The organism is Pseudoalteromonas sp. GB56 (assembly GCF_054923835.1).
Genome location: NZ_JBPCHK010000003.1, coordinates 437,988 through 463,694, shown reverse-complemented (window position 1 = coordinate 463,694; position 25,707 = coordinate 437,988). Strand labels below are relative to the sequence as shown.

The following is a 25,707-nucleotide window of genomic DNA, read 5'->3' as shown; positions in this document are numbered from 1 at the left end:
CAATTACACTCTTTTAAAAATTAACGACGTGTTGATGCCACCAAATGCAAAGTTATTGCTCATTACATAGTCACAGTGCATTTCACGGGCAGATGTAAGGTAATCGAGCGGCGCACATTGTTCATCAACTTGGTCCAGATTAACGGTTGGTGCAAACCAGTCATCACGCATCATTTCAATACTCGCCCACGCCTCTATTGCACCACACGCGCCAAGAGTGTGACCCAAGTAGCTCTTTAACGAGCTGATAGGCTTTTTACCCAATGCATTGTATGTTGCATGTGATTCGGCAATATCACCTCGGTCTGTTGACGTACCGTGGGCGTTCACATAACCAATTTCATCAGCGCTGAGGTGCGCATCAGCTAGTGCCATTTCAATGGCAACTTGCATGGTTTCACTGGTTGGTTGAGTAACATGTTGGCCATCAGAATTACAGCCAAAACCAACGAGCTCTGCCAAGATTGTTGCTCCACGCTCTTTAGCATGTTCATATTCTTCCAATATAAGCGTGCCTGCACCTTCACCAATCACTAAACCGTCGCGGTCTGAGTCAAACGGTCTTGGGGTGGCTTTTGGTGTATCGTTCTTACAGCTCGTAGCATATAAGGTATCAAACACGGCAGCTTCAGTAACGCAGAGTTCCTCAGCCCCACCAGCTACCATGATTTTCTGACGCCCGTACTTAATTGCCTCGTAGGCATAGCCAATGCCCTGAGAACCAGACGTGCAGGCAGAGCTTGTGGTGATCACTCGACCTTTAAGACCAAAAAACACACCAATATTCACAGGTGCAGTATGTGCCATCATTTGAATGTAACTGGTTGCCGTAACACCTGTCATTTGCCCAGTTTTCATCATATCCGCGAAGGCAATCAGTGGTGGCGTCGAGCCAGTTGATGAACCATACGCCACGCCCGTATCACCGTTGGTCAGTGAGGGGTGATCCAATAGTTGCGCCTGTGCCAGCGCCCGCTCGGTGGCCACGGTCGACATAAGCGCCACACGTCCCATCGAACGCACCATCTTGCGTTTATAGTGATTCGGACGTTCAAAGTCAGTGATAGGCGCTGCAAGTTTAGTGTTTAAGTCACTAATTTTTTGCCATTGCGGCATTTCTTGAACCGCATTTTCACCACGCTCCAGCGCCGCTCTAAAACTTTCCCAGTTATCGCCAAGTGCCGTAATACACGACATCCCAGTAACCACGACGCGTTTCATTATACTAATCCACCATTCACTGAAATAACCTGACGAGTAATGTATGCCGCGGAGTCTGACGCTAGAAACGCGACCGTCGCTGCCACTTCATCAACACTGCCCATGCGGCGCATAGGCACATGCTCAAGCAGCATCTTGGTGTCCAAATCTTCTGTCATTTCTGTGGCTATAAGCCCGGGTGCAACACAATTCACGGTGATTTTGCGCTTCGCAAGCTCAAGTGATAGTGCTTTTGTAGCGCCAATAATGCCTGCTTTTGCTGCACTGTAATTCACCTGACCACGGTTTCCTGCAATACCAGACACAGACGCTAGCGTAATGATACGGCCACCTTTGCGGGCGCTCACCATTGGCATGACTAATGGGCGAACTACATTGTAAAAGCCATCAAGTCCCGTGCTAATGACTGTGTCCCACTCCTCGTCGGTCATCGCTGGGAAAGCTGTATCACGGGTTACTCCGGCATTACACACGACACCGTAATAGGCACCATTTGCTGCGATGTCAGCTTCAATTGCCGCCTTGGCACCGTCACGATCCGTGACATCAAACACCAATATATTCACCGCGCGACCTAATGCTTGAATTTCTTGTGCTACTTGCTGCGCTAATTCCACTTTGGAGCGACAATGTAATGTAATATCAAAGCCTTGCTGAGCCAGATGCAACGCCACTGCTTTTCCAATACCGCGGCTTGAGCCAGTTACTAATATACGTCTACTCATTGGTTTTCCTTTATAAATTTCATGGGATCAGCGGGTTGGAATACGTTGATTTTTGCCTCAACAACACAGGCTTCCTGGTGCAGAATTTTGCATTCAAATACGCTTAAACCTGATTCGTCTTGGATTAACTTCTCAACAAATACATCAAGTTCCCACGTGTTATGGAAAAGCGGCTGATAACATCGAATTTTTCGGCTTCCTAGCAAAAAGCCTATTTTAATGTCGCGCTGACTATCAAGATCATGTACACCAGCATAAGCGGCAATGGCTTGCGCCATGTATTCGCTGCCAATATAACTGGGGACGCCCTCACGCTGCGTATCATAAAATGCACTTTGCTCCGTGATAGTAACGCGACACTGCGCGGTGTTTTCATCAAATGCAATCATAGAATCAATGAGCACCATCGGGTCTCTATGGGCAATGAGTGTCGACATATCGATATCAAGCATCAACTTCTCCGACAATGATACAGGCGTTGTTACCGCCAAAAGCAAACGAGTTACTCATACAAATATTTGGTTTCTTTATTATTTCTTTTTGAATTATGTTTATTTTTTGCAACGTGTTATCAAGCTGATAATCGCCTTGCTTGGGCAATGACAATGGTGAGTCCACTGCCAGGCGCTGCTGTTCTATCAGTAACCAACAGATAGCCGCTTCAATCGCGCCAGCGGCCCCTAAGGTGTGACCCGTCATGTGTTTCGTGGAGCTAACAGGAACATCACATCCTAACACACTGGCAATCGCCTGCGCCTCCATTTCGTCATTCTTGGGAGTAGCTGTACCATGGGCATTGAGGTAATCAACATCCTGCGGGGTAATTTTGGCATTAGCCAAGGCTTGTAACATCGCGCTTTGTGCTCCCTCCCCCGCAGGTTCCGGAGCGGACATATGATACGCATCAGAGCTCGCGCCGCAACCTAATAAAGCAGTATGTGCAGCGCTCAGTGACGCGTCCTGACTCATCACGAAAATAGCTGCACCTTCACCGATGTTGATACCATCTCGGTCCGCAGCAAATGGTCGGCAAATTCCATCAGTGGTTGATGCTAATGCATTGAAGCCATTGACAGTGAGCTGACACAAACTGTCTGCGCCACCACAAATTACTACATCAGCCAAGCCTGCCGCCAATATGCCTTGGGCACTACTTAACGCCTTAGCGCTGGAACTACATGCTGTGGAAATACTATAAGCTAAGCCTTCTAGTCCCAATGTCGCTTTTATGTATTGTGCTGGTGCGTCCAACGCTTGATGGTGATAGTGATATCCTTGTGGCCAAGTATTATCTTGCGTCCGATCCCATTCTACCCGAGCCCTCTCACCGTCGTAGATATCTGCGGTACTGGTACCCATTACCACCGCGATACGATCTTTACGATATTGCGCTAGAACCTTAGCAAGTGTTGGTTGGATTTGCGCCAGTGCGAAGTCGATGATCTGGTTATTACGTCGTGTTGACTTCAAGTCGACCTCAGCTACCTTGCCGACAAAAGGGTCCTTACCTGTGTGACTCAGGCCGCTTTGTTGCGACAGCGGTTGAATATTCGCATTGGCAAGCGCGTCTAGATGCGCACGTTTTGTCGCTCCTAACGCACTGACAATTCCTACATCATTAAGCCAAGCCGTCATGGGTTTACCTTTTCGAATCGTATTTCATAGTCACGTAATTCATTTTTGAGTACTACGCCGTTATGTTCATAGGTGATTGTCATAAGCACGTGCTCACCCTCGAGTACTTCTCGAACTCGCCCTTGTTCGGTCGCATATTCAATGATTTTGGCGCCACGTAAGTGGTCTTGCAACTGCGCTACAGGCCAATGTACAAGCTGTATATCCGCCAAAATGTAAAGCGGATTTAATCCTGCGAGGTCAACAAACTCTTTTGCCCGAACACCAGTCACTTGATCAAACGTTAGCGTTAACACTGGAATTCCCACGGACGTCATAATGGCCAAATTCACTGTGCCGCCCTCATCGATAGCAAGTTGGCTTAATAAGGTTTTGCTGTTGCCTGAACGTGATACAAACATGCGCTTTTGCCATTGATTGCCATAAAGCTCAACGCTTGGCGCACTCAGGGTTAAGCTAGTCGCAGGTTGCAAATACACTGTCTCGCCGTTTGGTTTGTGCGCATTACTCACACAACCACTGAGGACTATGACGCACAACAGCAGGATTACGCGCATTAACTCGGCTCCAGTTGGCAAAGTTGAGCCAACACATTTAATCGACGTTCACTTTGGGCGACATAAGGGTTTTCATCATCCCAAGCATAACCCGCTAGAATTGCGCTTATCATACGGCGAACTTCTTGGCCTTGGTGTGGGTAAAAGATCACATCTTGAAAACGTGTGTCATACCACGCGGTTACAAAGGTCTTAAAGCATTCAACACCTTGTTTTAATGGCATAGCAAATTGCGTTTCAAAGTCAGCATCCTCCCCCTTGAGGTACGCATCAACCACTGGCGCAACCAAAGAGGCTGATTTAAGTGCAATGGTCACACCGGAAGAAAACACAGGGTCAAGGAACTCACCGGCATTGCCGAGTAAGGCAAAACGCTTACCATACAAGCTTTCAACGTCTGCCGAATAGCCGCCTAAGGTTTGCACGTCGTTGATAGCTTGGGCATGCGCCAACAATTTTGCGAGGTTTGGTTCTTCTTTTACGCGCTTCCATAAGTTCTCAGAGGCACTGAGGTTATCATCAAATAATGTCGGTTCCCCAACAACACCCAGACTTGCCGTACCGTCTGAAAACGGGATCAGCCAATACCAAATGTCTCTGTGATCTGGGTGCACACTAATGAGTATTTTATCTCGGTCAAAACGCTCATCAATAATGCCGTCTTGAATGTGACAGAAATGCGCTGTACGCGTTGGTAAACAGGAAGGTTTCTCCAACTCCAGTAACCGTGATAATACCCGCCCGAAACCGCTTGCATCGAGTACAAAACGAGTTTCAAGTTCATAATCACCCTCTGCGCTGCTGACATTCAATGTTACCCCCTGCTCATGCTCGTTAAAGCCTGTCACTCGGTGGCCATAGTGAATGTTTACGCCTTGTGATGAGGCGGTGTCGGCCAACAGTTTATCGAATGGCGCACGCTTAACTTGATAGGTTGTGCCGCGTCCTTGAGTAAATTTATCTGTAAAATCAATGGCAGTATCGACACCATTGTGATGAAAAGCTGCACCATTTTTAAATTGAAAGCCACACTGCTGTGCATGCTCATCAATAACCTTATCCATACCTGCTTCGGCTAAAAAGTGCATACATTGAGGCAATAAGCTTTCGCCTATTGAAAAACGCGGAAAATGTTGCCCTTCTAACACCGTTACCTGCCACCCTTTTTGTTGCAACAGCGCGCTTGCGAGTGCTCCTGAGGGACCTGCACCGATGACCACTATGTCCGTTGTGGATTCATTCTTATTCATTTTTGTTCTCGATACTAAAGGGCGCCAAAATATAAACAACAACTAGGCCAACCAATACGGCGGCACCAAACTGGCTAATTGCTGGTGTTTTTGAAAAGATTAACATAGCAAATACCGCCAAGGATGACAGTGCAGATAAACTGATAGCAGCAAACGTTTCACCACTGTATCCGCCTTGGCGATAGAAAATAAAGTAGTCGACGGCAAGCGCCAACACGAGGATCAGCCCGAGGGTGTGAAAAACGGAGATCGGCGCGAATACACTTATAATGGTAACAATGAATAACGCCGTGAGTGCTAACCATGCACTCATTTTTGCGCCACTAATCAGACCGAAACTCACAACAAATATCACAAAAATAGCGGTGAGGGCTGCCAACAATGCCCAATGAATACTGCTGTGAAAGTGCGCCAATATTTTGCTTAGTTGCTTTGGCACATCAACCACTGCACAAATTTGTAACTGTGCACAGGCTTGCTCAACAATTGTTGTATCAACGTCTACTACATTAACTAATGAAAACTCTTTACCTTGCAAATGAATAGGCAGGGGCAAGGTGTCGGCCAAAGGCCCGGTTAAAAAATTATCATAGCTGAGCAACCTAGGATTTTGTGTCGTGATTCGTGTCCCGGTGAACTGGGTGATTGACGCAAATACATTCGTCTTTACTGCTTGTTCGTATAAAGTCAAAGAGGCCTTTTGGCGTTGTTCACTCGGCAGCAATGAGCTTATGCCATAAGTATTTGCCCCTTTAGAAGACACCCAATCGCTCAGCATTTCTTCATTCGCTAACAGATCTTGAATATCATCCCCTTCAACGATAACGCGATGGCTTTGTACACCGCCACTCAAATAATCTTGGTGCGCAATTTGGGCAGCCATGAGCGTCTCGCTACTGGCATTAAAGCTGGCAATTGAGTCATTTAATTTGGGCGGCGTTATAACCCATACACACACGCACAGTAATAGAATCACCGCGCCTAACGCATTTGCATAGCGCCTTGCACTGTGCTGCAGCGCAATCGCATGAAACGCCATGGTGTCAATATTAGGTCGCAGCACAACGGCAATACGTGTGGTTGGCAAGCAAAATCGTACAAATACCCACGCGCCTAACAAACCACCGACGACAAAAATCGCCACATCTTGCAGCAGTGTCATCGGCGCAGTTAAGAAACACAAATAACCAATGCTGGTAGAGCTCAACGCGAGCAGCAAACCGCGTTTAAGTGCAGGTGAATAACCTTTTGACTTTGCACCCGAGTGAGCCATGGCATGAAAGGCATAATCAATTGCGACGCCGATTAACGTGGTCGCGAACACCAACGTGAGTATGTGAATTTCACTGCGCACAATCCATAAAGCGAGTACACCCGCCAAAATTGCGCTGAGAACTGTAAGTGAGCTTATCCATAGAGGTGCCAGACCACGCAGGAATATCGCTACGAACGTCGCCAATAGAATGACACTTATTAGACCAAAACGATTCATTTCCCACTTTGCTTGCAGCGCATTTTCGGCGTTATGAAACAGCACTCCTGAATAACGTAATTCCAAATTTGGGTATTGTTCGCTAATACGCGATATTGCCGCTACTATGGCTTCACTCAACGCAATTGAACCATTGATTGAGTCACCGTGAATTGAGCTAGTAGCAATCATCATCCACACAGTTTCACCCGATGCGTCGCGAGCTTGCAACTTCCCATCGACAAGAGTGAGAGCTTGAGCACTGCCCAAGGTGCTAACGAAACTAAACGTCGCTAATGATGGATCTTCACCGACACTTTTGCTCAACCATGGCGAGGATGTTTGAGTGAGTTGGCGGGTAAAATAGTCATTGAATGTGTTCGGGTTAGCGAGTGCTTGACGATACGCTTGACTCATCAGCGCCCCTTGGTAAGGCGCATAAAAATCAATAATCTGTTGCAAATCGCCCTGATGTTCTTGCACTTTAATATCAAGTTGATCGAGTGCAGTCGCCAAATCAAGATAAGCGTGTTGTGCCCCATCCCCCGCTAAAGAAAACACCAGCGAAGATTGCTGCTGCGTTAAGAGAGCTTGCTGCGCTTGATAAAATTCGACAGACGTAGATTGCTCGTCGTGTGCTGAGTTATCGCCCAGTATCGCTAGCATGTCACCTTTGATGCTAATCGGCTTGAGCTGCGCAGCTGCCATAATTGCTGCAAACAATAACAGTGGGAACAACGCCAGCAACGCAACATGAAAGCGAGAATTCATGACCACTATCTATCCGGTGTTAACGTAATTTCAGTCGCCGTGCCATTGTCTTCATACAAGCCAATAAATGCGACTTCTTGTTCATGCGCGCAACTAATAAAATGACTGAATAATGATTTCAGCTCAGCGACTGTTGGCACCAATTGCACACACTCAAGTGCGGATTCGGACAAAGACTCTGGAGGTGCAACTGACTCAGCTGAAAAAAACTGCGCCAATGCTGTGTCGTCCTGCGCTAGTAGCGCAGGCAGTAATGCGCCGTAGGTGCCTGTTTGCAGTTGCGCAGCGTATTCACCGTTGGCTTGGCGTTCATAGACGCCCGTTGCATCAATTTTAAGTTGCGACTCAACAGGTGTCATTGTGTGCCACAATAATTGGTCATCATCGAGGGTGTATTGCCCTGTACTTACAAACGCTTGTTTAAAGCCTGCAAAGAGTTTGCTTTGCTCAAATTGCCCTGAATCGGCCTGTACAAACGTTGACAAGAACAAAGTCAGAAGAGTGACAATGCGAATCATCCCAGCACTCCTTTAAGCTTGTCCAGCAAGATTTGTGGCGACACGTATTGCATTTCTTTACTTATCGGATCAACCGCCACCTGCACCGTGTACGCTTTCGTCAGGCGCTTATTTGTTTGCGCATCATAGATAATGTAATCAATCTTGAGACGGGTTTCGTACTCTTTTAGATAGGCTTCAACACGAATGGTCTGAGTGAACACGGCGGAATCGATGTATTTGATTCGCATATCAACGATGGGCCATGCGTATCCCGACTCCACCATTTGCAAATAATCATATTCAAACTTGCGCAGTAACTCACAGCGCGCAACTTCAAGGTAGCGCGCGTAATTGCCATGCCAAACAATGTGCATGGGATCGCAATCGTGAAAGGGAATTTCAATTTCTACCGCTGCACTTAACAGCGCATTCTTGCTATTCATATAAGTCCCAACGTTGCTGCACGATATAATCTACGGTTGTGCGCAATGTTTGTTCAAGAGGTCGATCCTCTGTGAGATTATCAAAGTATTCGCAGATGTCGCTATACATAGTGCGAATATTTACACTTAATCCCTGCTCGTTCACTTCGCCTTGCTTGATGCGAATACGCAGGCCTTGAACAGCTGCAAGTAGTGTGCACGCCAATACTTGTTCGGTAAGTTCCAGCACGCGCATGCAGTCTCGTGCAGCAATTGTTCCCATGCTCACCTTGTCCTGATTATGACATTCTGTAGAACGTGAGAAGACACTTGCTGGCATCGTCAGTTTCAATGCTTCTGCTGTAAAAGATGACGCGCCAATTTGCACTGCTTTAAATCCGTGGTTGATGTAGCGACGGGTGTCATCTGCATCACTTAAATTGCTGGGTAAGCCATTGTTATATTTTGTATCGACCAAAGACGCGATTTGACGGTCAGCCAAATCAGCAAGATTCGCAACCGCTGTCTTCATGCTGTCCATTGCCATCGCAATATGACCGCCATAGAAATGACCACCATGCAGAACGTGCTCACCTTGACCATCAATAATCGGGTTGTCATTTGCAGAGTTAAGCTCATTTTCGATGAACTGACGTAACCACGGCAAAGAATCAGCAAGCACACCAATTACATGCGGTGCACAGCGAATTGAATATCTATCCTGCAAACGCTCAGCGTTACGCGGATGAGTGTGATGATTAAGGTCTTCTCGGATCCACGCAGCGACCTGTTGTTGACCGGCATGCGGCTTTACAGAGAATAGTATTTCGTCAAAATGGTGACTGTTGCCTTTAAGCGCCAGTGAACTCAAAGCCGTAACGCGCGTCGCTAATTTATGTAAGTAATTAGCGCGGTCATAGGCTAAACAGGCCACGGCGGTCATCACCGCAGTGCCATTCATAATGGCTAAGCCTTCTTTAGGGCGCAGCGTTATGGGTTGCAAACCGACTTTGGCAAAAGCGTCTCGAGAGGGCATTACGGCCCCTTGATAATACACATCTCGCTCCCCCACTAACGCCCCTGCCACATAGGACAGAGGTGTTAAATCACCGCTTGCACCGACAGAGCCTTCTTGAGGGATCACCGGTAATATGTCGTGATTAATCATGTCACGCAGCAAGTGCAGCAATTGCCAACTTACGCCAGAGTATCCCTGAGTAAGGGAAGTTAAACGCGTCGCGAGAATGGCGCGTGATTGAGCATGTGAGAAGTGTTGCCCCATGCCACAACCATGAAAGCGTGTAAGATGTAACGGCAACTCTTTGACAAGCTCAAGTGGGATACCCACGGTGACTGAATCGCCATAGCCTGTTGTCACCCCATAAATTACGCCTTCTTTCTCCAGCAATTCATCTAAAAATGCGACGGCAGAGTCTATTTTGATACGCAGCGCATCGTCTTCGCTAATCGCAGCTTTAGCATCAGAGTGGGCAAATACCACGATGTCTTCAATTCGAAGTGGTGCAGCACCAAAGATGACTGTTGAATGGTTAGACACGAACTACTTCTCCTCGTTGCGCGTGCTCTTTTCGTCACGCTGCCAAAAATCATAAAAATTAAACCACTGATAAGGGTATTTTAAGGCCACCCTTTGCAACTCGCCGACATAGTCTTCAATCACCTGAGCGAGTGCCTGCTGGCGCGTTTTACGGGGCAAAGAAAGGCCGTCACTATAATGGGTGAATTGAACGTCAAATCCGCTGTCATTACGCATGCAAAACAGCCAATAGATTGGACATTCAAGCAACGCAGCTAGGATAAATGGACCTTGTGCAAATGGCGCTTCCTGCCCTAAAAATGAGGCGTAGTGCACTCGCCCTACTGCTGTGGTACTGGTGCGATCGCCAACAATCACTATAAATTCGCCTTGCTCTACCTTCGACTTTAACAAAATCGCTAAGTCAGGTCCCATGTCAGTCACTTGAATTAAATTAACGCTGACATTGGGGTTGATGCGTTGCAAAGTTCGATTAAATTCAACAGCATGATGAGTGAACACCAAGACATTGATCACGCTGCTAGTATGGCGCATCCCAAGGGCTCGACACACTTCTAAATTGCCTAAGTGAGAGCCAATAAAAATGGCACCTTGTTTTCGCGCGACCAAATCATCAAACAAATGTTGATTCGCATAGGTCAGTGATTGCGGTGTGATTCGTCCCAACCACGCATCGATTTTGTCAAAGGCACTGTCGGCGAAAGTACAAAAGTGCTTCAATCCAGTTCTGAACCCAGGTTTTGCCAAAGACGCATCGAATGCATGCACGTGAGTCCAGTATTGATGAGAAGCCTTTCTTGCGGATTTACCGCTAAGAAAAAAGTAAAACACCACGGGAAACATGAAAATCCACAATATTCGGCGACCAAAAATACGATACACACTCAATAAAAATTGCATGCCAAAATAACTGCCGCGTTCTTGCACTTTGGACCAATGTGTTTGGCTCATTATCTCACCCTTGGACGCGCAAAAATGAGTTTTGGGGCACGTAATAACATGGCGAAAAACAAACGCGTATGGAGCCAACTAATTTTTAAGTTATCGTTTAACGGTTGAAAGTGAGACACCCCGTTTTCGGGATAAATCACTTGCGTGTCAACAAACTCGCTGGCGGTGCCACGCCAATACATACGCACCATGACTTCAATATCAAAGTCCATACGCTTGCCTAACTCGCAGTTGTTAAAGAGCTCAATACATGGCGCAAGTGGATAAACGCGAAAACCGCACATTGAGTCTTTGATAGAAAAGCTGAGCGTTTCAATCCAAACCCAAAAATGGGTGATATAACGACTTAAATAGCGATGCTTTGGTACCGACTCGTCATAGACAGGTCGACCACTAATAATGGTATTTGGGTACGTCTTCGCACAGTCAATCAAACGGGCAATATCTTGCAAGCAGTGTTGACCATCAGCATCAACTTGCAACGCATGGGTATAACCTTGCTCGAACGCCCATTTTAGCCCAGTTTGTACTGCTCCACCTTTACCCTGATTATGCTCATGCCGCAGTAGGGTCATATTCTCGTAACGCTCAGCGAGCGTCTTAAAATGATTCTGCGCCTCTGGCGTACTGCCATCATCAACCATCACGATATCAAAATGCTCTGCACTCAACTGCGCAATGACATGATCGATGGCATGGGTATGGTTATAGTTTGGAATAACAACACACAATTTCATGATTAACTAACTCGAAATCACAACTCGGCCGCTAGCATGCTGACCTTTGTGAGAGTGATAACTGAAACTAAATTTATCGTCTTTTTTCTTAGTTAGCGTCAGCGTTAATTCAAGCTCAGGCGTCATAACAACTTGAAACTTAAGCACTTCAATATCTTTCACATCACCTTGAATAGACAAATATTGACGAGCGTACTTCACCGCCCAATCCAGTTGCACAACGCCTGCTAAAATGGGTGCGCCTGGGAAATGGCCTCTAAAATAATCGAGATCAGGGGTAGATACAGTGTCAGTACAACTTCTTCCGCAGATTGCGAAACGTTGAGGATTCTGTGGCTCTGTTAACACAAGGTCAGACAAAATATTGCTCCAATTCACTATACACCAGTTTACCTTGGCTGTTATAAGGTAACTCACTCACGTAGCGCCATTTTCGCGGTAGACACACCGCATCAAATTCCAATGAAAGCCATTGCTTTAGCGCTGTGGAAATCGTTTTACTAGACATTGGCATTTGTACATCTTTTAGCTCAACCATGGCGCCTAACCGGCCTGATTGCAATTGCACTATGACACAATTAGCAACGTCTTCATGGGCACTTAGACGTTGTTCCATACCCGCAAGGTTTACTCGTTTTTCGGCCACTTTAACCGTTCTATCAGCCCTTCCCGTTAATATAAAACAACCGTTACTCAATACCTTGCCCATATCATCAAGGATACGTTGGGGCTCGTCTATCAAAGGGGAGCACAGCAGCAAAGAAGTTTCACCCTGAGTGACACTCACTTGCGCAAATGGCTGCCACGGGGTCAAGTCTTTACTGACTACATCACGATAGCCAATACCGCCTGTTTCTGTGCTGCCATAAACCTGTGTGATGCCTACCTGCAACTGATTATGCAACGTCAAGGCGTCCTCATCTTTTAACGGCCCACCAGAAGAGAATATCTTACAAATGTTGTCACTGTGGTTCACTAATACATTATCTTGCGTTAAGCGTGATAACTGCGCAGGTGAAGCAATGACAAACCAAGTACTATAGCCACTCATTCTCTTCGCTAAGTGTTCGGGATACTGATAGGTTGTCACTTCAAAACGATGGCCGTATCGCAACGGCCACAGCAACTTAAACAGTAAGCCATAAATGTGCTGATGCGACACCATGGCCACAAATTCGGGTTCGGCCACTGCAGTAAACGTACTTTCGAGGGTTGCCAGTTCAGTGTTGATCGCATGCCAAGATTTACGAATCGCTTTTGCGGGACCCGTAGAGCCTGAAGTGAAAAAGATTAAATCTCCGGCGCCACTGTCCTCGCTTGGCCAGAGCAACTCTGGACTATCCACACGCACACCACAGTTTGAATCAATGAGAGTCAGTTCTTGCGGTAAATCCTCGATGAATTCGCCACTGTAAAGTGATGACATTTTTGCTAGGTTGCTCAGCGTCTGAGCCTGACAGTTGGGGGGCAAAATGACATCAAGATCACACTGACCTAACGCGAGCAAGCGCAATGCAAATTCCAAGCTATCGCTATGCCACAGTATCACTTTTGAGCGCTTTGGTATTTCTCGATAATTCGCTAAATAGACGCGCAACTTCTCAAGCATAAATGCTTTATCGATCACTGTGCCATCACGACTAGCCGGAAACTCTGCGATAATGTCATTTAATTTATACAAGGCGGCCCTGCCTCTTTAACCAAAAACGATAAGCAAACTCACCACCAGCTAATGCCCCCATCAATACATAAGCAATCAACCCATTGTATAGAGTCCATACTTGCACATTATCGAGATAGACAGTGTAGCTAGCTATGAGCATGTTCATGACAAAAAACACACACCAAATTTGGGTGACTTTGCGCGTATAGCGCACACCCTGTTCGCTTAAATTTGGCTCTTGCAGGCGTGCGAAGCGCTCAACCATACTTTGTGGTTGAAACAGTGAGACACAAAAGGTTATTGCCATGATGGCATTGACGACTATTGGATATAACTGCAACCACTTCGGCTCATCACTTATTGCTGCACCGAATACGACCACCAAGCCACATGCAGAAATAGGCAACAACCAGCTACTTATCGCCTGCTTTTTCAGCGATAACAACAAGCGTGAAGCCAGCAGTGCCACCAATACCCATGCTACTTGCTGTCCATATCCGTTGCTCAAACCAAAATAGACCAACACCGGATAAGCCAGCAAAGCAATGGAAATCAACACATTAACAATGCCTTTTAGCATTACTAGTTTACGAGTTGCTCTACTTGGTTTACTACATCAGCAACCGTTCTTACCTGTTTAAAGGCTTCTGGTTCAATCTTTTTGCCAGTAATTTCTCGTAGCTTAACGACTAAATCAACCGCATCAATGCTGTCTAGGTCTAATTCTTCATACAAATTAGCGTCCATAGAAATATCATCGGCATCTATTTCAAAGTCATTCTCTAAAATGCCACGTAATACGTCATAAATTTCAGCAGCAGTTTTCATGTTGTGTTCCACTTATTAAGCGTTATTTCGCGATTGTTCAATAAACTCGGCCAATGCATTAACAGATGCAAAGTGAGCTTTCGTTTGTTCAGAATTGGCATCGATTTTCACGTCGAATTCTTTTTTAATAGCCAGTCCCAATTCTAAGGCATCAATACTATCGAGACCTAAGCCGTCTATAAAAAGCGGTTCAGCATCATCAATATCCGTTACGTCAACATCCTCTAGATCGAGGCTTGAGATGATCAATTTTTTTAGTTCTAGTTTTAAGTCATTCATAAATTAGCTACTTGGTTTTGAAAGTAATTCTCTAAATATTTAGTTAAATTGCGTGATTGCATACTCAACGGGTCGTGCTGATTATGCTCCCAAGGCTGTGGTTGCTCCTTTGCAATCGCCATGGAAAAGTGCGCTTTGGTTGGCGCCACTTTGTACCAAGGTGTTCCCTTGGTCAACGTACTCGGGCGCATAGTGATCAACACGCTCGTTATCGGTGAAGCACAGCGTATGGCTATATTAGCGGCGCCCCGCTTAAACTTTTGTAATCGCCCCTCGTCCGAACGTGTACCCTCCGGAAAAATAATAAGGTTGTTACCCTGCTCCAAAGACCTGCAGCAATCCTCTAAAAGTCCTTCGGGATTAGCGTTACTAATGTAACCAGTGCTCTTAATAACCCCTCGCATAAAAGGGTTTTTAAACAAGTGCGCCTTAACTACACAGTCAGCGCTAGGTATCGCCGCAATGAGGACCACAACATCGATTAAACTAGGGTGATTAGCGAGTATCAATTGTCCACGTAACTTTTTAAATCCATTGGGATTTTCTATATGAAAACCAATCACACCTAAGGTATTCATGACCCCCACAAAAAAGCGAAATGTATTGTGTACTAGATGGCGCGCTTTGCGTTGTCGAGTCTCAATGTCTGCGTACAACAGTCGTTGGCACGGCAAAATAAATGCACTCAATATAATGCCACCCACACCAAATAGCGCAAAACAAAAGCCGGTGGCAACAATGCGCCAACAATAATTAAATCGGTTAGCCATGAACAATACGCCAAGCATCAAATACAAAGTCGTGCTTATGAGACAAAGCATCAACTAACAGCAATGCAGACTCGATACCAGATTGAGCTTTTTGATGCTGATCTAGCTGCTGTAATTCAAACCCATGGGAATTTGAGGCTTTCTCTAGAATAAAGGCAACACAATGATCACATTGTGGCTCGTCAGCAAATTCTTGATACAAGTCGGGCAGTTCACGGTCAGCATGGATCACCAATACTTTGTCTGTAGTGCCTGCATGCAGCTGCATATAGGCCTCACATAACGCGCTTGATAAGGAGTTTACTCCGCCTGCTATCGCTGTGATAGGTGCTTTATTGCTAGTAAGGATGGACAACAGTCCAACAACCGCATTGTGCACCGATAAACCAAACTGGGTTGGTGATAAAGGTTCGTTTTCGACAAGTTGCTCGAGTAAATCAGACGTTTTGTGTAAATCGCCATGGCGAGATGAAAAGACAATTGGAATTGGCTGTACACTCGGATTCACAGCGTGTGCACAACTCAGGATCATTTTGGCAAAATGACTTAATCGACGACGTTGTATTGGTTTAACCCAACTAACGTCAACCGCAATTGCCACATCTTGAATACGCTGGATGAGGTCGTTTATTTCATTATTATCTGAACAAGTTGGCGAGATGCAGACAGCCAACTTTTCGACAGCACACTTCATTGCCAAAAGTCCATTTACCTTTAAGGCGCAAATAGTAATGGATTGTAAAAAAAATAGCAAAAAAGAGCCGGTATAATTAACCGGCTGTTAAGTAGAAAAATGATAGTTAGCGGTTGCTTAGACTAATTTAACGTCATTTTCGTCGATTATTGCGGCAGTTGCGTCACCAACAATATGGTGTGCATCTATCGATGTCAGTAACTCAAGGCCAGTTTGCTGCTGTGTGCGACTTAGTGGCACATAAGGTAGGCGGAAGACGGGGTTCACCGCCCCAGTCATTGCTAGCACAGTGTTAATTGCAATAGGGTTAGGTTCGCAAAACAACCAGTTCATCAAGGGAATCAACTGGTTATTCAGTTCTGGTTGTGGTTTTTCCATTAAAGAACAAAACAGCTCTGGGATGAGATTGGAAGTCACAGAAATAACACCGTGCGCACCATGTTCATGACGTGCATCATGTGCCTCGTCGTCATTACCAGACCAACACGCAATACCCTGTCTTTCATACTGGGCAATACGCGCATTGCCGCCACATTCCTTCATACCAACAAAATTAGAGTGTGAAGCAATATTGGCGATAAATTCTGGTGTCAGATCTTGACCCGTACGCCCCGGTACGTTGTAGATAAACGCAGGACCAATATCAAGCAAGCGCTTAAAGTGCTCCAATAAACCAGCCTGCGAGGTTCGTCCATAATAAGGATTGATCTGCAATGCTGCATGCATGCCAGTCGCAAACCCATATTCAGTAGCTTTGAGTGCCTCGCGTGTATTATTACTGCCGGTATTACCAATGATAAGTATACGTTCTGAAAATGATGACACACTGTGGGCGATGAGCATTAAGTGCTCTTCCCAGTTCATCAGCTGTCCTTCACCTGTTGTTCCGCCGACAACGATCCCTTCAACCCCTGCTGCTATCTGGCGCTCAACAAGCTCATCGAAGGTCTTAAGACAAATTTCACCTGCATCATTGTAAGGCGTTTTTATCGCGGTGATGACTCGAGCTTGTCTAATTTGCTCCATTGTTCGCATGTTTTCGCTTCTCTTGTTCGATATTTTTCGTAATTTAACCATATTCACTGCTCAATTCCGAGCAACAAAATGATAAATCCCTTTGCTTTATGACTGATAATAATTCCTTGCAACTTAATTTGAATTGAACCACAATAACTGTATATTTATACAGTTATTAAAGAATTATGCATTTACTGGATTATCTAGAGCAATATTTTTACCGAGAAGATCAAGTGTGTCAGTTGTTAGGGATCAATGATGAACAACTCGAAAATTGGCAACATTTGTGTATTTTCCCACAGCCCAGTTATAGCTTAGAAAATAAAATTCAATGCCACTCCGTTCAAGGGATCTTTGATTGTCAGGTATTTTGGCAGTATTACCCGATAGCATCGGTTGAATGGGGTAAACAATTGGACAAAGCAAAAATAACGAGTGCCAGTATCGCCTTTAATCTTTTCGCGCAACGTGCACAGCACGCGCTGAAATTGCTCGTAGACCAAGGCCACTTTATTGATGAAAGTTATGCTGAAGACTTGGAAGACCACTTAACTCATCTTTGGCAGCAATTTTTGAGCGGTCAATTTGGTACCCAAACACGTCAAGGGCAAGTAGAAGAAATCATCCAGATGGACGCTATAAAATATAGCTTAGATACACTGACTGAAGGCTTTTCCCTAGCTTCTCTAGATACTGAGCAAAGAAAGAAAATTCATCCACTACTCAAGGTGTTTTCAAAAGCAATTATTGATCCTCCAAGCCACGAATATAGTCATTCATACAGAGCAAAATATTTAGATAAATTAGTGATGAAATATGACCTATCCGTAAAAAAATAGACCGCCAGTCTTAATCATTTACAAATGAAAGTACGCGTTTACTTTACGAAGACAACAGCGAAGCATAAACTGAATGTATCTGAAAAGTATGGGTAAAAGATAATTTGGTGCGTCTCATATTACTCACAATGTGGCTTTTTACGTCGGCGTTTCCTCATAATGCTGATGCAAACGAGGCTAATGCAAAGCAAACTCTCAAAGTACACTTTGTGAACCCCGGTCATCAATTTGATAACTCAACAGGACTGTTTTGGCGAAATGTTTCCATTGCTATGGAAGCGGTTGCAGACGATTTGGGTATTCAACTCACGACGACTTACGCCAACCGAAACCATATTTTGATGAAGGAACAACTCCTTAGCGCACTAAAAAGCGATGTTGATTACCTCGTAGTTGTAGATGAAAAAAAAGCGGTAACACAGCTACTTAAACAAATTGATACAGTAAACAAACCGCTGCTTTTTATATTTAACGCGCCAGATGATGACGTGCTTGTCACCAAACCGAAATGGCTTGTCGGTTACTTAGCGCCTAATAACTTTGACGCAGGTTATAAACTTGCTCGCAGCTTATATAAAAAAGCCCTAAGCCTGTATTCGCAAGACGCAAAAATTAACATGTTCGCCCTGTACGGCGACTATTTGACCGATTCTGCAATTAGCAGGCAGCATGGTTTAGATTTGTTTTTACGCCAGCACCCACAAGTAAAATTACTTCACAGCGATGTTGCAAATTGGTCAAAGAGTGAAGGCTTTAGAAAAAGTCTGGGGGTTTTAAGTCACAGTAAAGAAATTAACGTGGTTTGGGCAGCTAACGACCCAATCGCTAGCGGTGCGTTATTAGCTGCGCGAAAAGTTCGTCCCACCAATGTCCCGATTATTGGCGGTGTTAATTGGGATAAAATTGCAGAGAATGAGCGTGCGGAGGTTTCAGTGGGTGGCCACGTTTTATTGGGTGCTGCAGCTCTGATCATGCTTTATGATTCCCACAATGAAAATGCTGAATTTGCCACAGATAGTAATTTTGAAATATTTGAACCAAATAACGAAGAATTTCATCAGTTGATAGAGACCATGCACAACAATGAGTTAAGCAAGATTAACTTTAAAAGGTTCAGCACATCGCATCAAGACACCTGGCCTTTTAGTCTGCAAAATCTGGCTAAATGTTTAAACCAAGGGTGTTAAATCAATAAATAGAATTTATGCCGCTCAGACACATGTGGTGCTATGCAACTGAGCGTTAATGATAAGGGCATATTGGCCTTTGAAGTATGAGTGTTGTTCACCATAAAGACCAACTTTTCTGCGCATTACTTGCCGAACAATAATTCCCAAAAGCCCGGTGGCTCATGCAACTTATGGTACTCTTTTCGTAAACCATCAATTTTTGCTAAGGCATCTTTGGCAGCGCCGAGTTGTTCTTTTTGTGCAAACGCACGTGCTAACTCAACTTGCTGAAACACCTCGTCTAGGCCTTGTTGAGATTTCTTCGCTTCATTTTTGAACTTCGCTTGTTGCGCCTGCTTCAAATAATCCTCGAATTGGACCAATGCGGACAACATTTCATCTCTTGACGTAGATTTCACAGCGAGTTTGTAACTGTGCCCCATTTTTTTCATCACAGCTTCTAAGTCAACATCCTGTTGTGCAAAAACAGAGCTTGTCGATAGAGCAAAAATCAAACCCAACGCAATCGCATATATGTAGCGCATAGCAAACGTCTCTTAATTCAAATTGGCGCTATTGTACCCTACAGAAGCTAACACTCAATAGTGCTGTCATCCCCCTTTACACTGCAAAGGATTAGTCTTGTAGAGGCGTTGGCCATTCATGTGGTTGAGCATAACTTAAACGCCCTAGACGACTACCAAGGTGGTAACCATCAAGCCCTGTCACAGCCACTGACTCAATAGTATGCAGATCAATATGGCCATCACTACACAACGCATCATCACAAACGACCCCATGTTCGATAGAGCCTACTAATAAAATGGTGCCATTTTCTTCAATTTCCTGTTCGCGCACTAATTTCACCGCGTATTTTGCAAGGCTTTCTTTTACATAAGGCGCAGGGCAATCACCAATGAACTCAGGTTTGAGCCCGACCGCATTAAACTCGCTTTCACAGCGGTCATATTTCGCGGAAGTTTGATGAGCAGCCTGCCAAAACCTGTGGTTCACTTGATTAAGAGTAAACCAACCTGTTTCACGAATATTAGCTAACGTATGACGTTCGACCACGTCAGGCCTCATGACCATAGCAACAAGTGGGGGGTGGGCGCCTAGGTGCACTACAGAGCTCACGATTGCGAGGTTCTGCCGCCCTTCATTATCAATTGTTCCGACAAGGTTGGCACTTTTATAACCTGACAAGCTATTTATAAAATGGGCGCGATACCTCGAAGGCATGGCGTCGATATCTTTTCTACTGAACTGCATTTCTACTCTCTTTCATGCTAATCAATAAGGGATGGGTTGTTTATTCCAGTCAAAATACCCACATTCGGGGAGGTATTCGTAATCCAAACTCAATAACAAAAGGCGCTCGGCAACGAAATCTGGGCTAAACAGTTTTTCCTTAGGCACATTCTTTTGAAAGGGTTTGGATAGTGCGGTATCTGTGGTGCCGGGATGAAACAGCAGAAATTTACATGCCTTATGGGTACGCTGTATTTCTATCGCCGCTGTTTTTGTCAGCATATTCAAGGCTGCTTTTGAGGCTCGGTAACTGTACCAACCACCTAGTTTGTTATCACTAATACTGCCAATGCGGGCGCTCAATAGCGTAATCACTGCCGCTGCGTCTTTTGGAAGTAGTTTGGTGACATTCATTAGCCACCACATAGGCGTAACAGTGTTACAGCGGAGGACCTCAAAGAATGCATGTTCGCAAAAGCGAGCGATGGTTTTTTCCGGCGAAATAGACTCTGTGTGCAAGATGCCATTAAAAATATATATGTGCGAGAACTTATGCCCCTTGGCAGCCATGTTTTCGCACCACCTAGAAACTGACGATTCGTTGTAATCGAGCTGTGTGTGACCATCCCTGTTGAGCGACTTTTTGCTTACGCTAAAAACTAATTTACCTTCTTGCTCAAGCTTCTTAATCAGCGCTTGGGCAATTGCACTTGAAGCGCCAACAACTAACACTGAACTCATGGCTTGCCACCGCGACAGCGCCAAGATTGGCAGCGCTGAGCGCCAAATATCGGCCTAAGGGTCGCGAATAGAGAGTACACCCAATCAGCTAAAGTGCGCACAACTGGCGCGCGCAACATGTTGAGCCAGCGCATTTTGCCAACACAATTCCATGCCGCAACATTGGCATCAAGACCACGCAGTACGTTGCCGCTGGCATCTATCGCATGCAACGTCCTGTAAGCAGCATCGTAAGAAACAGCTGGGTATTTTGACATGTGTTCAGCATCGTTGATGTCAACCAACACCAATGTGTTTGCTACATCATGGTTTTTGAGTGCTGATATCTCTCGTGCACACAATGGGCACGCGCCGTCATAAAACAAAGTAAGCATAGATTCCTCCTAAGAATCATACGCTTTACGACTTTCTTTCGATTCAAAAAAAAGCCCCTAGCTATCGCTAAGGGCTTGGTGTGCTCACATGAGCAACTATCAGTTAACTGGCATCACGTAGGCTTGCATCTTGAGAATCTGCTCGCGAACCATCAGGGCGAAGTAGATTCATGTCAAAGTCATACTCGTCTACACGAATTGCAATTTCACGCTTGCGGTTGTAATCCACTAACGATGCATATTCGTTGGCATCGATGATACTTGCCGCAAGTGCGTTGTCCAACGTTTGCTCGAAACGCACACCGGCGCGAATTTGCTTCGATTTAATCGCCTTACGTACCTTTGCTAAGCCGTCAAGATTCGCTAACTTCGCTTTGTAAGCCTGCTCATTGATATCATGTCCATCGCCAGGCGTTGGCTTCACTAGATGTGTCAACTGTTTCTTAATCGCTGTATCTAGTTGTGCTTGATGAGCAAGCTCTCGTACTAGATCATCACTGATTGATGGCATTTTATAGCCATACTGCAACGTCAGTACTCGCATGAATTTACGCGTACCAGACGCCGGGAAGTTATCAAGGAAGCTATGCAATGCTTGCTCCGCTTGTTGCAACGCCCAACGCGTCGCATAGTGGAAGTATGGTGCTGCTTCGGCGCGATCTGCACTACTCACTTTCTGCTCGTAGTACTTGATTGAAGCCATCGCTGCGTACATGTAGCTCATCACGTCACCCAAACGCGCTGATAACATTTCAGCTTGCTTTAACTTTCCACCCAACACCAACAGTGAGAAATCTGCATATACAGCTAAGCGTGAAGACAACTTGTGTACAGCCTTTTCGTACTGACGTACTTCAGCAAGACTTGATGCACTCGGTGCAGTAAATGGTAATAAACCATGCTTAAATGCACGTAATGCGTTCGCCGTGCTGTAGCCCACTGTTTTGCGCAAAATACGATTGAATGTTGCGTCTGCATCATTTTCTTGCGAGTGAATTGACTCAACCATGCTCTGTAAATAAGGGTGACAACGCATTACACCTTGACCGAAAATCATCAGGTTACGCGTCAGGATATTTGCACCTTCAACTGTGATAGCAATTGGCTGAGCGACAAAACCGGTCGCTAATGTGTTTTGTGGACCACGTTGAATTGCTTTACCTGCTTGAATATCCATTGCTGAATTAAGTACATCGCGACCAATTTCGGTCATATGGTACTTAGCTATCGCTGTAACTACAGATGGCTTCAAGCCCATACCAAGCCCTTCAGTAGTCAGCACACGCATTGCTTCTTGAAGGTACGTTTTACCGGCGATATCCGCTAGTTTTTCTTGAATACCTTCGAATTGACCAATTGCTAAACCAAACTGCTCACGTACCGCTGAATATTCTGCAGCACCTTTAAAAGCAACTTGTGATACGGAAACGCCCAACGCCGGCAATGAAATACCACGACCTGCACCTAAGCAGCTAACCAGCATTTGCCAACCACGACCGATGTTCTTTTGACCCCCAATGATGAAATCCATTGGGATAAAGACTTTTTCACCGCGTGTTGTGCCGTTGTAGAAACGCACGCCCATAGGATCATGGCGATTTCCTAGCTCAACACCTGGATGATCGTGCGGGATAAGTGCACAGGTAATACCTAAGTCTTCTTTGCCGCCGAGAAGCTTATCTGGATCTTGTACTTTGAACGCAAGACCTAACACGGTCGCAATAGGAGCGAGCGTGATGTAGCGTTTGTCCCAAGTAACTTCTAGACCGAGTACTTTCTCGCCGTTAAAATCACCCTCTTTCACCACGCCGATGTCAGGAATACCACCCGCATCAGAGCCCGCTTCAGGACTTGTTAGCGCGAAACAAGGAATATCACGACCGTTAGCTAGACGCGGTAAATAATGATTTTGCTGTTCTTCAGTACCGTAGTGAAGTAGCAACTCGCCTGGGCCTAGAGAGTTTGGCACCATGACCGTTACTGCAACTGCTGAAGACTTAGTTGAAATCGTCGCTACGATTGTCGAGTTCGCATAAGGGCTAAACTCGAGACCACCAAATTTCTTTGGAATGATTAGCGAGAAAAAACGCTCTTTTTTAAGGAAATCTAAAATGTGCTCAGGTAGGTGAATACCTGCTTGGATTTCTGATTCATCGATCATTTCCAATAGCTGTGCTACTGGACCGTCTAGGAATGCTTGCTCCTCTTGACTCAACGTAGCCGCTGGCACATCGCGCAATGCTGCGAAATCAGGTTTACCACGGTAAATTGAGCCTTCTAGCCACACGTCACCGGCGTCTAACGCTTCTTGCTCGGTAATTGAAATACTAGGAAGGACTTTCTTTAATTTTGTACGTAAGCTCATAACCAACTCATCTGACCAGTTAATATACCCCATATTACGGCATAAAATTTTGAATAGATCAATTGGTCCAACCAGTTTTTTTAACAGAAAATTTATACCTCATTTGCGAAAGGGGGCTCAAACGGTTGAATTTCCTGCTTTTGGGCGTACACGTGTACGCAAAAAATAATTTGGATTATTTTGTATCAGAAAAGAAGCTTATCGCTTTAAGAACTGCAGTCACTACACAAAGCTGTAATTGTTTTTACCCGATTGTTTTACACGATACATCGCTTCATCGGCTTTAGTGCGCAATTCTTGCGCGTTTATTGCGTTATCTGGGAAGACTGAAACGCCTATACTCACACCAACGATTAATGAGCGTTCTTTAAATTCAATGGGTTTGCAAACCTCTGTGATAAGCCGTTGGCAAAGCGAGTGAACTGGCTCGATGCTTTGCAAGTTAGGTAAAATCATTAAAAATTCATCACCGCCGATGCGACAACAGGTATCAGTTTTGCGGACCATTTCGTTGAATCTTTGCGCAATGGTTACTAAAACGGCATCTCCAGCATCATGACCATAGGTATCATTTACTTGCTTAAAACCATCAAGATCTAAATACAACAATACCGATTTTGTCGCCGTTTGCTTGGCAAAATCAATCGCTTCTTGCAATCTAGTTTGGGCAATATTCAGTGTCGGCAATGAAGTCAATTTGTCATAGTTTGCTAAGTGTTCGTTGTGTTTGTTCTGAATATAGAGCTCGTATGTTTTTTTTCTTTGTTTATCCTTTAATTCACTCGTGGAGTGGATAAGTATCAGAGTTACCAATACAGCCGGGACAATTGTTGTGATCCATCCCACACCGGAGTTACTGTGAGCCGTCGCTGCATCAGTAATGACCAAAGTTCCATTCACTGTTAAATAAGCAACAATGAGCAGAAGCAACACAAAGACAGCTGTCACTTTCAATGCAGGCAACCTCCCCCATACTTCTGCACAGAAGAAGCCACACACAACTAAAAAAACGAACGCATTACTCGCTAAACCAAACGATGCAGCACTAGAAATACCCACTACCACAAAAGACAAGGTGATAATCCACGTTTTCTGTTCAAATGGGAGTTTTCGGCGCAACAAGTAACTGACTATTAGCACACTCCCTGTTACAGCATTGATAAAGTAAATCGGCAAATAACCCAAAGTGAACCATTTATAAAATGACAAAGGTGAAACAATTACCACAAATATAAAGAGGCCCGCCAACACTCTGTCCGCAAATTCTGCTTTCAATTTTGCCGATTCTTTTCTAATCATGTGTCGCTATCACCTAGTCGTTACCATCCTACGGGTAAGTGCAATATTTAATCATACTCCATGTACACGTGTTTTCCTTAAGAACCTCGCGTCAAGGTTGGCAATGGATCAGCTCATCATATTAAAAAGCTGATTTAATAGCCCCAAGTACAGAAACTAAAGCCAGAGGTTCAATCCCTATTTCCAGCCCCCTTTTCCCTCCACTAACAAAGATTCTTTTGTGCTGTAACGCGGATTCATGGATATAAGTTGCGAGACGTTTCTTTTGCGCAAATGGACTGACGCCTCCAAGCACATACCCTGTGACTCGCTGCACATCAAGGGCTGCCGCCATCATCGTCTTTTTACTTTTTGCGGCTTTAGCGAGTCCTTTGGTGCTCACTTGCTGACTAACCGGTGTAATGGCTACCACAAATTCATGTTCTGCGGTTTCTAGCACCAAGGTTTTGAACACGCACTCAAGAGGTAAACCTAACTTATCGACAACTTCTTGCCCGTAGTTGTCATAACTTGCATCGTGCTCAAAACTCAATAACTCAAAATCTATCTTGTTTTTTTCCAGAAACTTCACGGCAGGAGTCATTGTAAAAATCCTTGAATGTAAAATTTATTTTAGTTCT

29 protein-coding genes are annotated in these 25,707 nt (G+C 45.0%); 2 read left to right on the top strand and 27 right to left on the bottom strand.

Features of this window, described 5'->3' with window-relative positions; genetic code table 11:
- Positions 1–3: 3 nt before the first annotated feature.
- The 20 genes from ACH19P_RS17505 to dapA form a co-directional block, all read right to left on the bottom strand.
- Complete coding sequence (locus ACH19P_RS17505; RefSeq protein WP_462159899.1) at positions 4–1,221, bottom strand: beta-ketoacyl-ACP synthase; 1,218 nt, start codon at positions 1,219–1,221, stop codon at positions 4–6.
- On the bottom strand, positions 1,221–1,946 hold the full coding sequence (fabG, locus tag ACH19P_RS17500) for a 3-oxoacyl-ACP reductase FabG (protein WP_462159897.1): 726 nt from the start codon (positions 1,944–1,946) through the stop codon (positions 1,221–1,223). Before fabG ends, ACH19P_RS17505 begins: the two co-directional genes overlap by 1 nt.
- Positions 1,943–2,398 carry a hotdog family protein gene (locus tag ACH19P_RS17495; RefSeq protein ID WP_462159896.1) on the bottom strand — a complete coding sequence of 152 codons (456 nt, stop codon included), beginning with the start codon at positions 2,396–2,398 and terminating at the stop codon, positions 1,943–1,945. The genes fabG and ACH19P_RS17495 overlap by 4 nt, the downstream gene beginning before the upstream one ends.
- Positions 2,391–3,581 (bottom strand): beta-ketoacyl-ACP synthase, encoded by a 1,191-nt coding sequence (locus ACH19P_RS17490; protein ID WP_462159895.1) that lies wholly within the window; start codon positions 3,579–3,581, stop codon positions 2,391–2,393. The genes ACH19P_RS17495 and ACH19P_RS17490 overlap by 8 nt, the downstream gene beginning before the upstream one ends.
- Entirely contained in the window at positions 3,578–4,138 is a 561-nt protein-coding gene (locus ACH19P_RS17485) for a DUF3261 domain-containing protein (protein WP_462159894.1), read from the bottom strand. Before ACH19P_RS17485 ends, ACH19P_RS17490 begins: the two co-directional genes overlap by 4 nt.
- Positions 4,138–5,388: an NAD(P)/FAD-dependent oxidoreductase gene (locus tag ACH19P_RS17480; protein ID WP_462159893.1), complete on the bottom strand. Its 1,251-nt coding sequence runs from the start codon at positions 5,386–5,388 to the stop codon at positions 4,138–4,140. Before ACH19P_RS17480 ends, ACH19P_RS17485 begins: the two co-directional genes overlap by 1 nt.
- Positions 5,381–7,630, bottom strand: a complete 2,250-nt coding sequence (locus ACH19P_RS17475; protein WP_462159892.1) for an MMPL family transporter — start codon at positions 7,628–7,630, stop codon at positions 5,381–5,383. The genes ACH19P_RS17480 and ACH19P_RS17475 overlap by 8 nt, the downstream gene beginning before the upstream one ends.
- A gap of 5 nt (positions 7,631–7,635) precedes the next feature.
- A complete protein-coding gene (locus ACH19P_RS17470) occupies positions 7,636–8,148 on the bottom strand; it encodes a LolA-like protein (protein WP_462159890.1) in 513 nt (170 codons plus the stop codon).
- Positions 8,145–8,573: an acyl-CoA thioesterase gene (locus tag ACH19P_RS17465; RefSeq protein ID WP_462159889.1), complete on the bottom strand. Its 429-nt coding sequence runs from the start codon at positions 8,571–8,573 to the stop codon at positions 8,145–8,147. The genes ACH19P_RS17470 and ACH19P_RS17465 overlap by 4 nt, the downstream gene beginning before the upstream one ends.
- Entirely contained in the window at positions 8,566–10,110 is a 1,545-nt protein-coding gene (locus tag ACH19P_RS17460; protein ID WP_462159888.1) for an HAL/PAL/TAL family ammonia-lyase, read from the bottom strand. Before ACH19P_RS17460 ends, ACH19P_RS17465 begins: the two co-directional genes overlap by 8 nt.
- 3 nt (positions 10,111–10,113) lie before the next feature.
- Positions 10,114–11,061, bottom strand: coding sequence for an LpxL/LpxP family acyltransferase (locus tag ACH19P_RS17455; RefSeq protein ID WP_462159887.1), 948 nt, complete (start codon positions 11,059–11,061; stop codon positions 10,114–10,116).
- Positions 11,061–11,801, bottom strand: coding sequence for a glycosyltransferase family 2 protein (locus ACH19P_RS17450; RefSeq protein ID WP_462160193.1), 741 nt, complete (start codon positions 11,799–11,801; stop codon positions 11,061–11,063). Before ACH19P_RS17450 ends, ACH19P_RS17455 begins: the two co-directional genes overlap by 1 nt.
- A gap of 3 nt (positions 11,802–11,804) precedes the next feature.
- A complete protein-coding gene (locus tag ACH19P_RS17445; RefSeq protein WP_462159886.1) occupies positions 11,805–12,158 on the bottom strand; it encodes an ApeI family dehydratase in 354 nt (117 codons plus the stop codon).
- On the bottom strand, positions 12,151–13,479 hold the full coding sequence (locus tag ACH19P_RS17440) for an AMP-binding protein (protein ID WP_462159885.1): 1,329 nt from the start codon (positions 13,477–13,479) through the stop codon (positions 12,151–12,153). The genes ACH19P_RS17445 and ACH19P_RS17440 overlap by 8 nt, the downstream gene beginning before the upstream one ends.
- On the bottom strand, positions 13,472–14,041 hold the full coding sequence (locus ACH19P_RS17435; RefSeq protein WP_462159884.1) for a COG4648 family protein: 570 nt from the start codon (positions 14,039–14,041) through the stop codon (positions 13,472–13,474). Before ACH19P_RS17435 ends, ACH19P_RS17440 begins: the two co-directional genes overlap by 8 nt.
- A gap of 2 nt (positions 14,042–14,043) precedes the next feature.
- A complete protein-coding gene (locus tag ACH19P_RS17430; protein WP_347389987.1) occupies positions 14,044–14,289 on the bottom strand; it encodes an acyl carrier protein in 246 nt (81 codons plus the stop codon).
- A 15-nt stretch (positions 14,290–14,304) separates the two neighbouring features.
- Positions 14,305–14,568 (bottom strand): phosphopantetheine-binding protein, encoded by a 264-nt coding sequence (locus tag ACH19P_RS17425; RefSeq protein WP_462159883.1) that lies wholly within the window; start codon positions 14,566–14,568, stop codon positions 14,305–14,307.
- Positions 14,565–15,338: a lysophospholipid acyltransferase family protein gene (locus ACH19P_RS17420; protein ID WP_462159882.1), complete on the bottom strand. Its 774-nt coding sequence runs from the start codon at positions 15,336–15,338 to the stop codon at positions 14,565–14,567. The genes ACH19P_RS17425 and ACH19P_RS17420 overlap by 4 nt, the downstream gene beginning before the upstream one ends.
- The gene (locus tag ACH19P_RS17415; RefSeq protein WP_462159881.1) at positions 15,331–16,032 is read right to left on the bottom strand and encodes a beta-ketoacyl synthase chain length factor; all 702 of its coding nucleotides are present in this window, start codon (positions 16,030–16,032) and stop codon (positions 15,331–15,333) included. Before ACH19P_RS17415 ends, ACH19P_RS17420 begins: the two co-directional genes overlap by 8 nt.
- A gap of 117 nt (positions 16,033–16,149) precedes the next feature.
- Positions 16,150–17,067, bottom strand: a complete 918-nt coding sequence (gene dapA, locus ACH19P_RS17410) for a 4-hydroxy-tetrahydrodipicolinate synthase (RefSeq protein ID WP_462159880.1) — start codon at positions 17,065–17,067, stop codon at positions 16,150–16,152.
- A 167-nt stretch (positions 17,068–17,234) separates the two neighbouring features.
- On the opposite strand from dapA, the gene ACH19P_RS17405 reads away from it, so the two are divergent.
- Together ACH19P_RS17405 and ACH19P_RS17400 are read left to right on the top strand one after the other, a co-directional pair.
- The gene (locus ACH19P_RS17405; RefSeq protein ID WP_462159879.1) at positions 17,235–17,888 is read left to right on the top strand and encodes a DUF6058 family natural product biosynthesis protein; all 654 of its coding nucleotides are present in this window, start codon (positions 17,235–17,237) and stop codon (positions 17,886–17,888) included.
- Between the two features lie 107 nt (positions 17,889–17,995).
- Complete coding sequence (locus ACH19P_RS17400; protein ID WP_462159878.1) at positions 17,996–19,075, top strand: ABC transporter substrate-binding protein; 1,080 nt, start codon at positions 17,996–17,998, stop codon at positions 19,073–19,075.
- Between the two features lie 125 nt (positions 19,076–19,200).
- On the opposite strand, the gene ACH19P_RS17395 is transcribed toward ACH19P_RS17400, so the two are convergent.
- The 7 genes from ACH19P_RS17395 to ybaK form a co-directional block, all read right to left on the bottom strand.
- Positions 19,201–19,602, bottom strand: a complete 402-nt coding sequence (locus tag ACH19P_RS17395; protein WP_462159877.1) for a cytochrome b562 — start codon at positions 19,600–19,602, stop codon at positions 19,201–19,203.
- 91 nt (positions 19,603–19,693) lie between these two features.
- Positions 19,694–20,329: a flavin reductase family protein gene (locus tag ACH19P_RS17390; RefSeq protein ID WP_462159876.1), complete on the bottom strand. Its 636-nt coding sequence runs from the start codon at positions 20,327–20,329 to the stop codon at positions 19,694–19,696.
- A gap of 21 nt (positions 20,330–20,350) precedes the next feature.
- The gene (locus ACH19P_RS17385; RefSeq protein WP_462159875.1) at positions 20,351–21,049 is read right to left on the bottom strand and encodes an SDR family NAD(P)-dependent oxidoreductase; all 699 of its coding nucleotides are present in this window, start codon (positions 21,047–21,049) and stop codon (positions 20,351–20,353) included.
- Positions 21,046–21,423, bottom strand: coding sequence for a thiol-disulfide oxidoreductase DCC family protein (locus ACH19P_RS17380; protein ID WP_462159874.1), 378 nt, complete (start codon positions 21,421–21,423; stop codon positions 21,046–21,048). Before ACH19P_RS17380 ends, ACH19P_RS17385 begins: the two co-directional genes overlap by 4 nt.
- A 103-nt stretch (positions 21,424–21,526) precedes the next feature.
- Positions 21,527–23,788: an acyl-CoA dehydrogenase gene (locus ACH19P_RS17375; RefSeq protein ID WP_462159873.1), complete on the bottom strand. Its 2,262-nt coding sequence runs from the start codon at positions 23,786–23,788 to the stop codon at positions 21,527–21,529.
- A gap of 222 nt (positions 23,789–24,010) precedes the next feature.
- Positions 24,011–25,087, bottom strand: a complete 1,077-nt coding sequence (locus tag ACH19P_RS17370; RefSeq protein ID WP_462159872.1) for a diguanylate cyclase domain-containing protein — start codon at positions 25,085–25,087, stop codon at positions 24,011–24,013.
- A 121-nt stretch (positions 25,088–25,208) separates the two neighbouring features.
- Positions 25,209–25,670, bottom strand: coding sequence for a Cys-tRNA(Pro) deacylase (gene ybaK / locus ACH19P_RS17365; RefSeq protein WP_462159871.1), 462 nt, complete (start codon positions 25,668–25,670; stop codon positions 25,209–25,211).
- Between the last annotated feature and the right edge of the window lie 37 nt (positions 25,671–25,707).

Coding starts and splice junctions, on each gene's coding strand:
- ACH19P_RS17490 (WP_462159895.1), bottom strand. CDS start 3,581: ATGACGGCTTGGCTTAATGATGTAGGAATTGTCAGTGCGTTAGGAGCG.
- ACH19P_RS17380 (WP_462159874.1), bottom strand. CDS start 21,423: ATGCTTACTTTGTTTTATGACGGCGCGTGCCCATTGTGTGCACGAGAG.
- fabG (WP_462159897.1), bottom strand. CDS start 1,946: ATGAGTAGACGTATATTAGTAACTGGCTCAAGCCGCGGTATTGGAAAA.
- ACH19P_RS17395 (WP_462159877.1), bottom strand. CDS start 19,602: ATGCGCTACATATATGCGATTGCGTTGGGTTTGATTTTTGCTCTATCG.
- ACH19P_RS17470 (WP_462159890.1), bottom strand. CDS start 8,148: ATGATTCGCATTGTCACTCTTCTGACTTTGTTCTTGTCAACGTTTGTA.
- ACH19P_RS17425 (WP_462159883.1), bottom strand. CDS start 14,568: ATGAATGACTTAAAACTAGAACTAAAAAAATTGATCATCTCAAGCCTC.
- ACH19P_RS17475 (WP_462159892.1), bottom strand. CDS start 7,630: ATGAATTCTCGCTTTCATGTTGCGTTGCTGGCGTTGTTCCCACTGTTA.
- ACH19P_RS17415 (WP_462159881.1), bottom strand. CDS start 16,032: ATGAAGTGTGCTGTCGAAAAGTTGGCTGTCTGCATCTCGCCAACTTGT.
- ACH19P_RS17485 (WP_462159894.1), bottom strand. CDS start 4,138: ATGCGCGTAATCCTGCTGTTGTGCGTCATAGTCCTCAGTGGTTGTGTG.
- ACH19P_RS17370 (WP_462159872.1), bottom strand. CDS start 25,087: ATGATTAGAAAAGAATCGGCAAAATTGAAAGCAGAATTTGCGGACAGA.
- ACH19P_RS17385 (WP_462159875.1), bottom strand. CDS start 21,049: ATGAGTTCAGTGTTAGTTGTTGGCGCTTCAAGTGCAATTGCCCAAGCG.
- ACH19P_RS17505 (WP_462159899.1), bottom strand. CDS start 1,221: ATGAAACGCGTCGTGGTTACTGGGATGTCGTGTATTACGGCACTTGGC.
- ACH19P_RS17390 (WP_462159876.1), bottom strand. CDS start 20,329: ATGCAGTTCAGTAGAAAAGATATCGACGCCATGCCTTCGAGGTATCGC.
- ACH19P_RS17420 (WP_462159882.1), bottom strand. CDS start 15,338: ATGGCTAACCGATTTAATTATTGTTGGCGCATTGTTGCCACCGGCTTT.
- ACH19P_RS17405 (WP_462159879.1), top strand. CDS start 17,235: ATGCATTTACTGGATTATCTAGAGCAATATTTTTACCGAGAAGATCAA.
- ACH19P_RS17465 (WP_462159889.1), bottom strand. CDS start 8,573: ATGAATAGCAAGAATGCGCTGTTAAGTGCAGCGGTAGAAATTGAAATT.
- ybaK (WP_462159871.1), bottom strand. CDS start 25,670: ATGACTCCTGCCGTGAAGTTTCTGGAAAAAAACAAGATAGATTTTGAG.
- ACH19P_RS17435 (WP_462159884.1), bottom strand. CDS start 14,041: ATGCTAAAAGGCATTGTTAATGTGTTGATTTCCATTGCTTTGCTGGCT.
- ACH19P_RS17495 (WP_462159896.1), bottom strand. CDS start 2,398: ATGCTTGATATCGATATGTCGACACTCATTGCCCATAGAGACCCGATG.
- dapA (WP_462159880.1), bottom strand. CDS start 17,067: ATGCGAACAATGGAGCAAATTAGACAAGCTCGAGTCATCACCGCGATA.
- ACH19P_RS17480 (WP_462159893.1), bottom strand. CDS start 5,388: ATGAATAAGAATGAATCCACAACGGACATAGTGGTCATCGGTGCAGGT.
- ACH19P_RS17375 (WP_462159873.1), bottom strand. CDS start 23,788: ATGAGCTTACGTACAAAATTAAAGAAAGTCCTTCCTAGTATTTCAATT.
- ACH19P_RS17455 (WP_462159887.1), bottom strand. CDS start 11,061: ATGAGCCAAACACATTGGTCCAAAGTGCAAGAACGCGGCAGTTATTTT.
- ACH19P_RS17430 (WP_347389987.1), bottom strand. CDS start 14,289: ATGAAAACTGCTGCTGAAATTTATGACGTATTACGTGGCATTTTAGAG.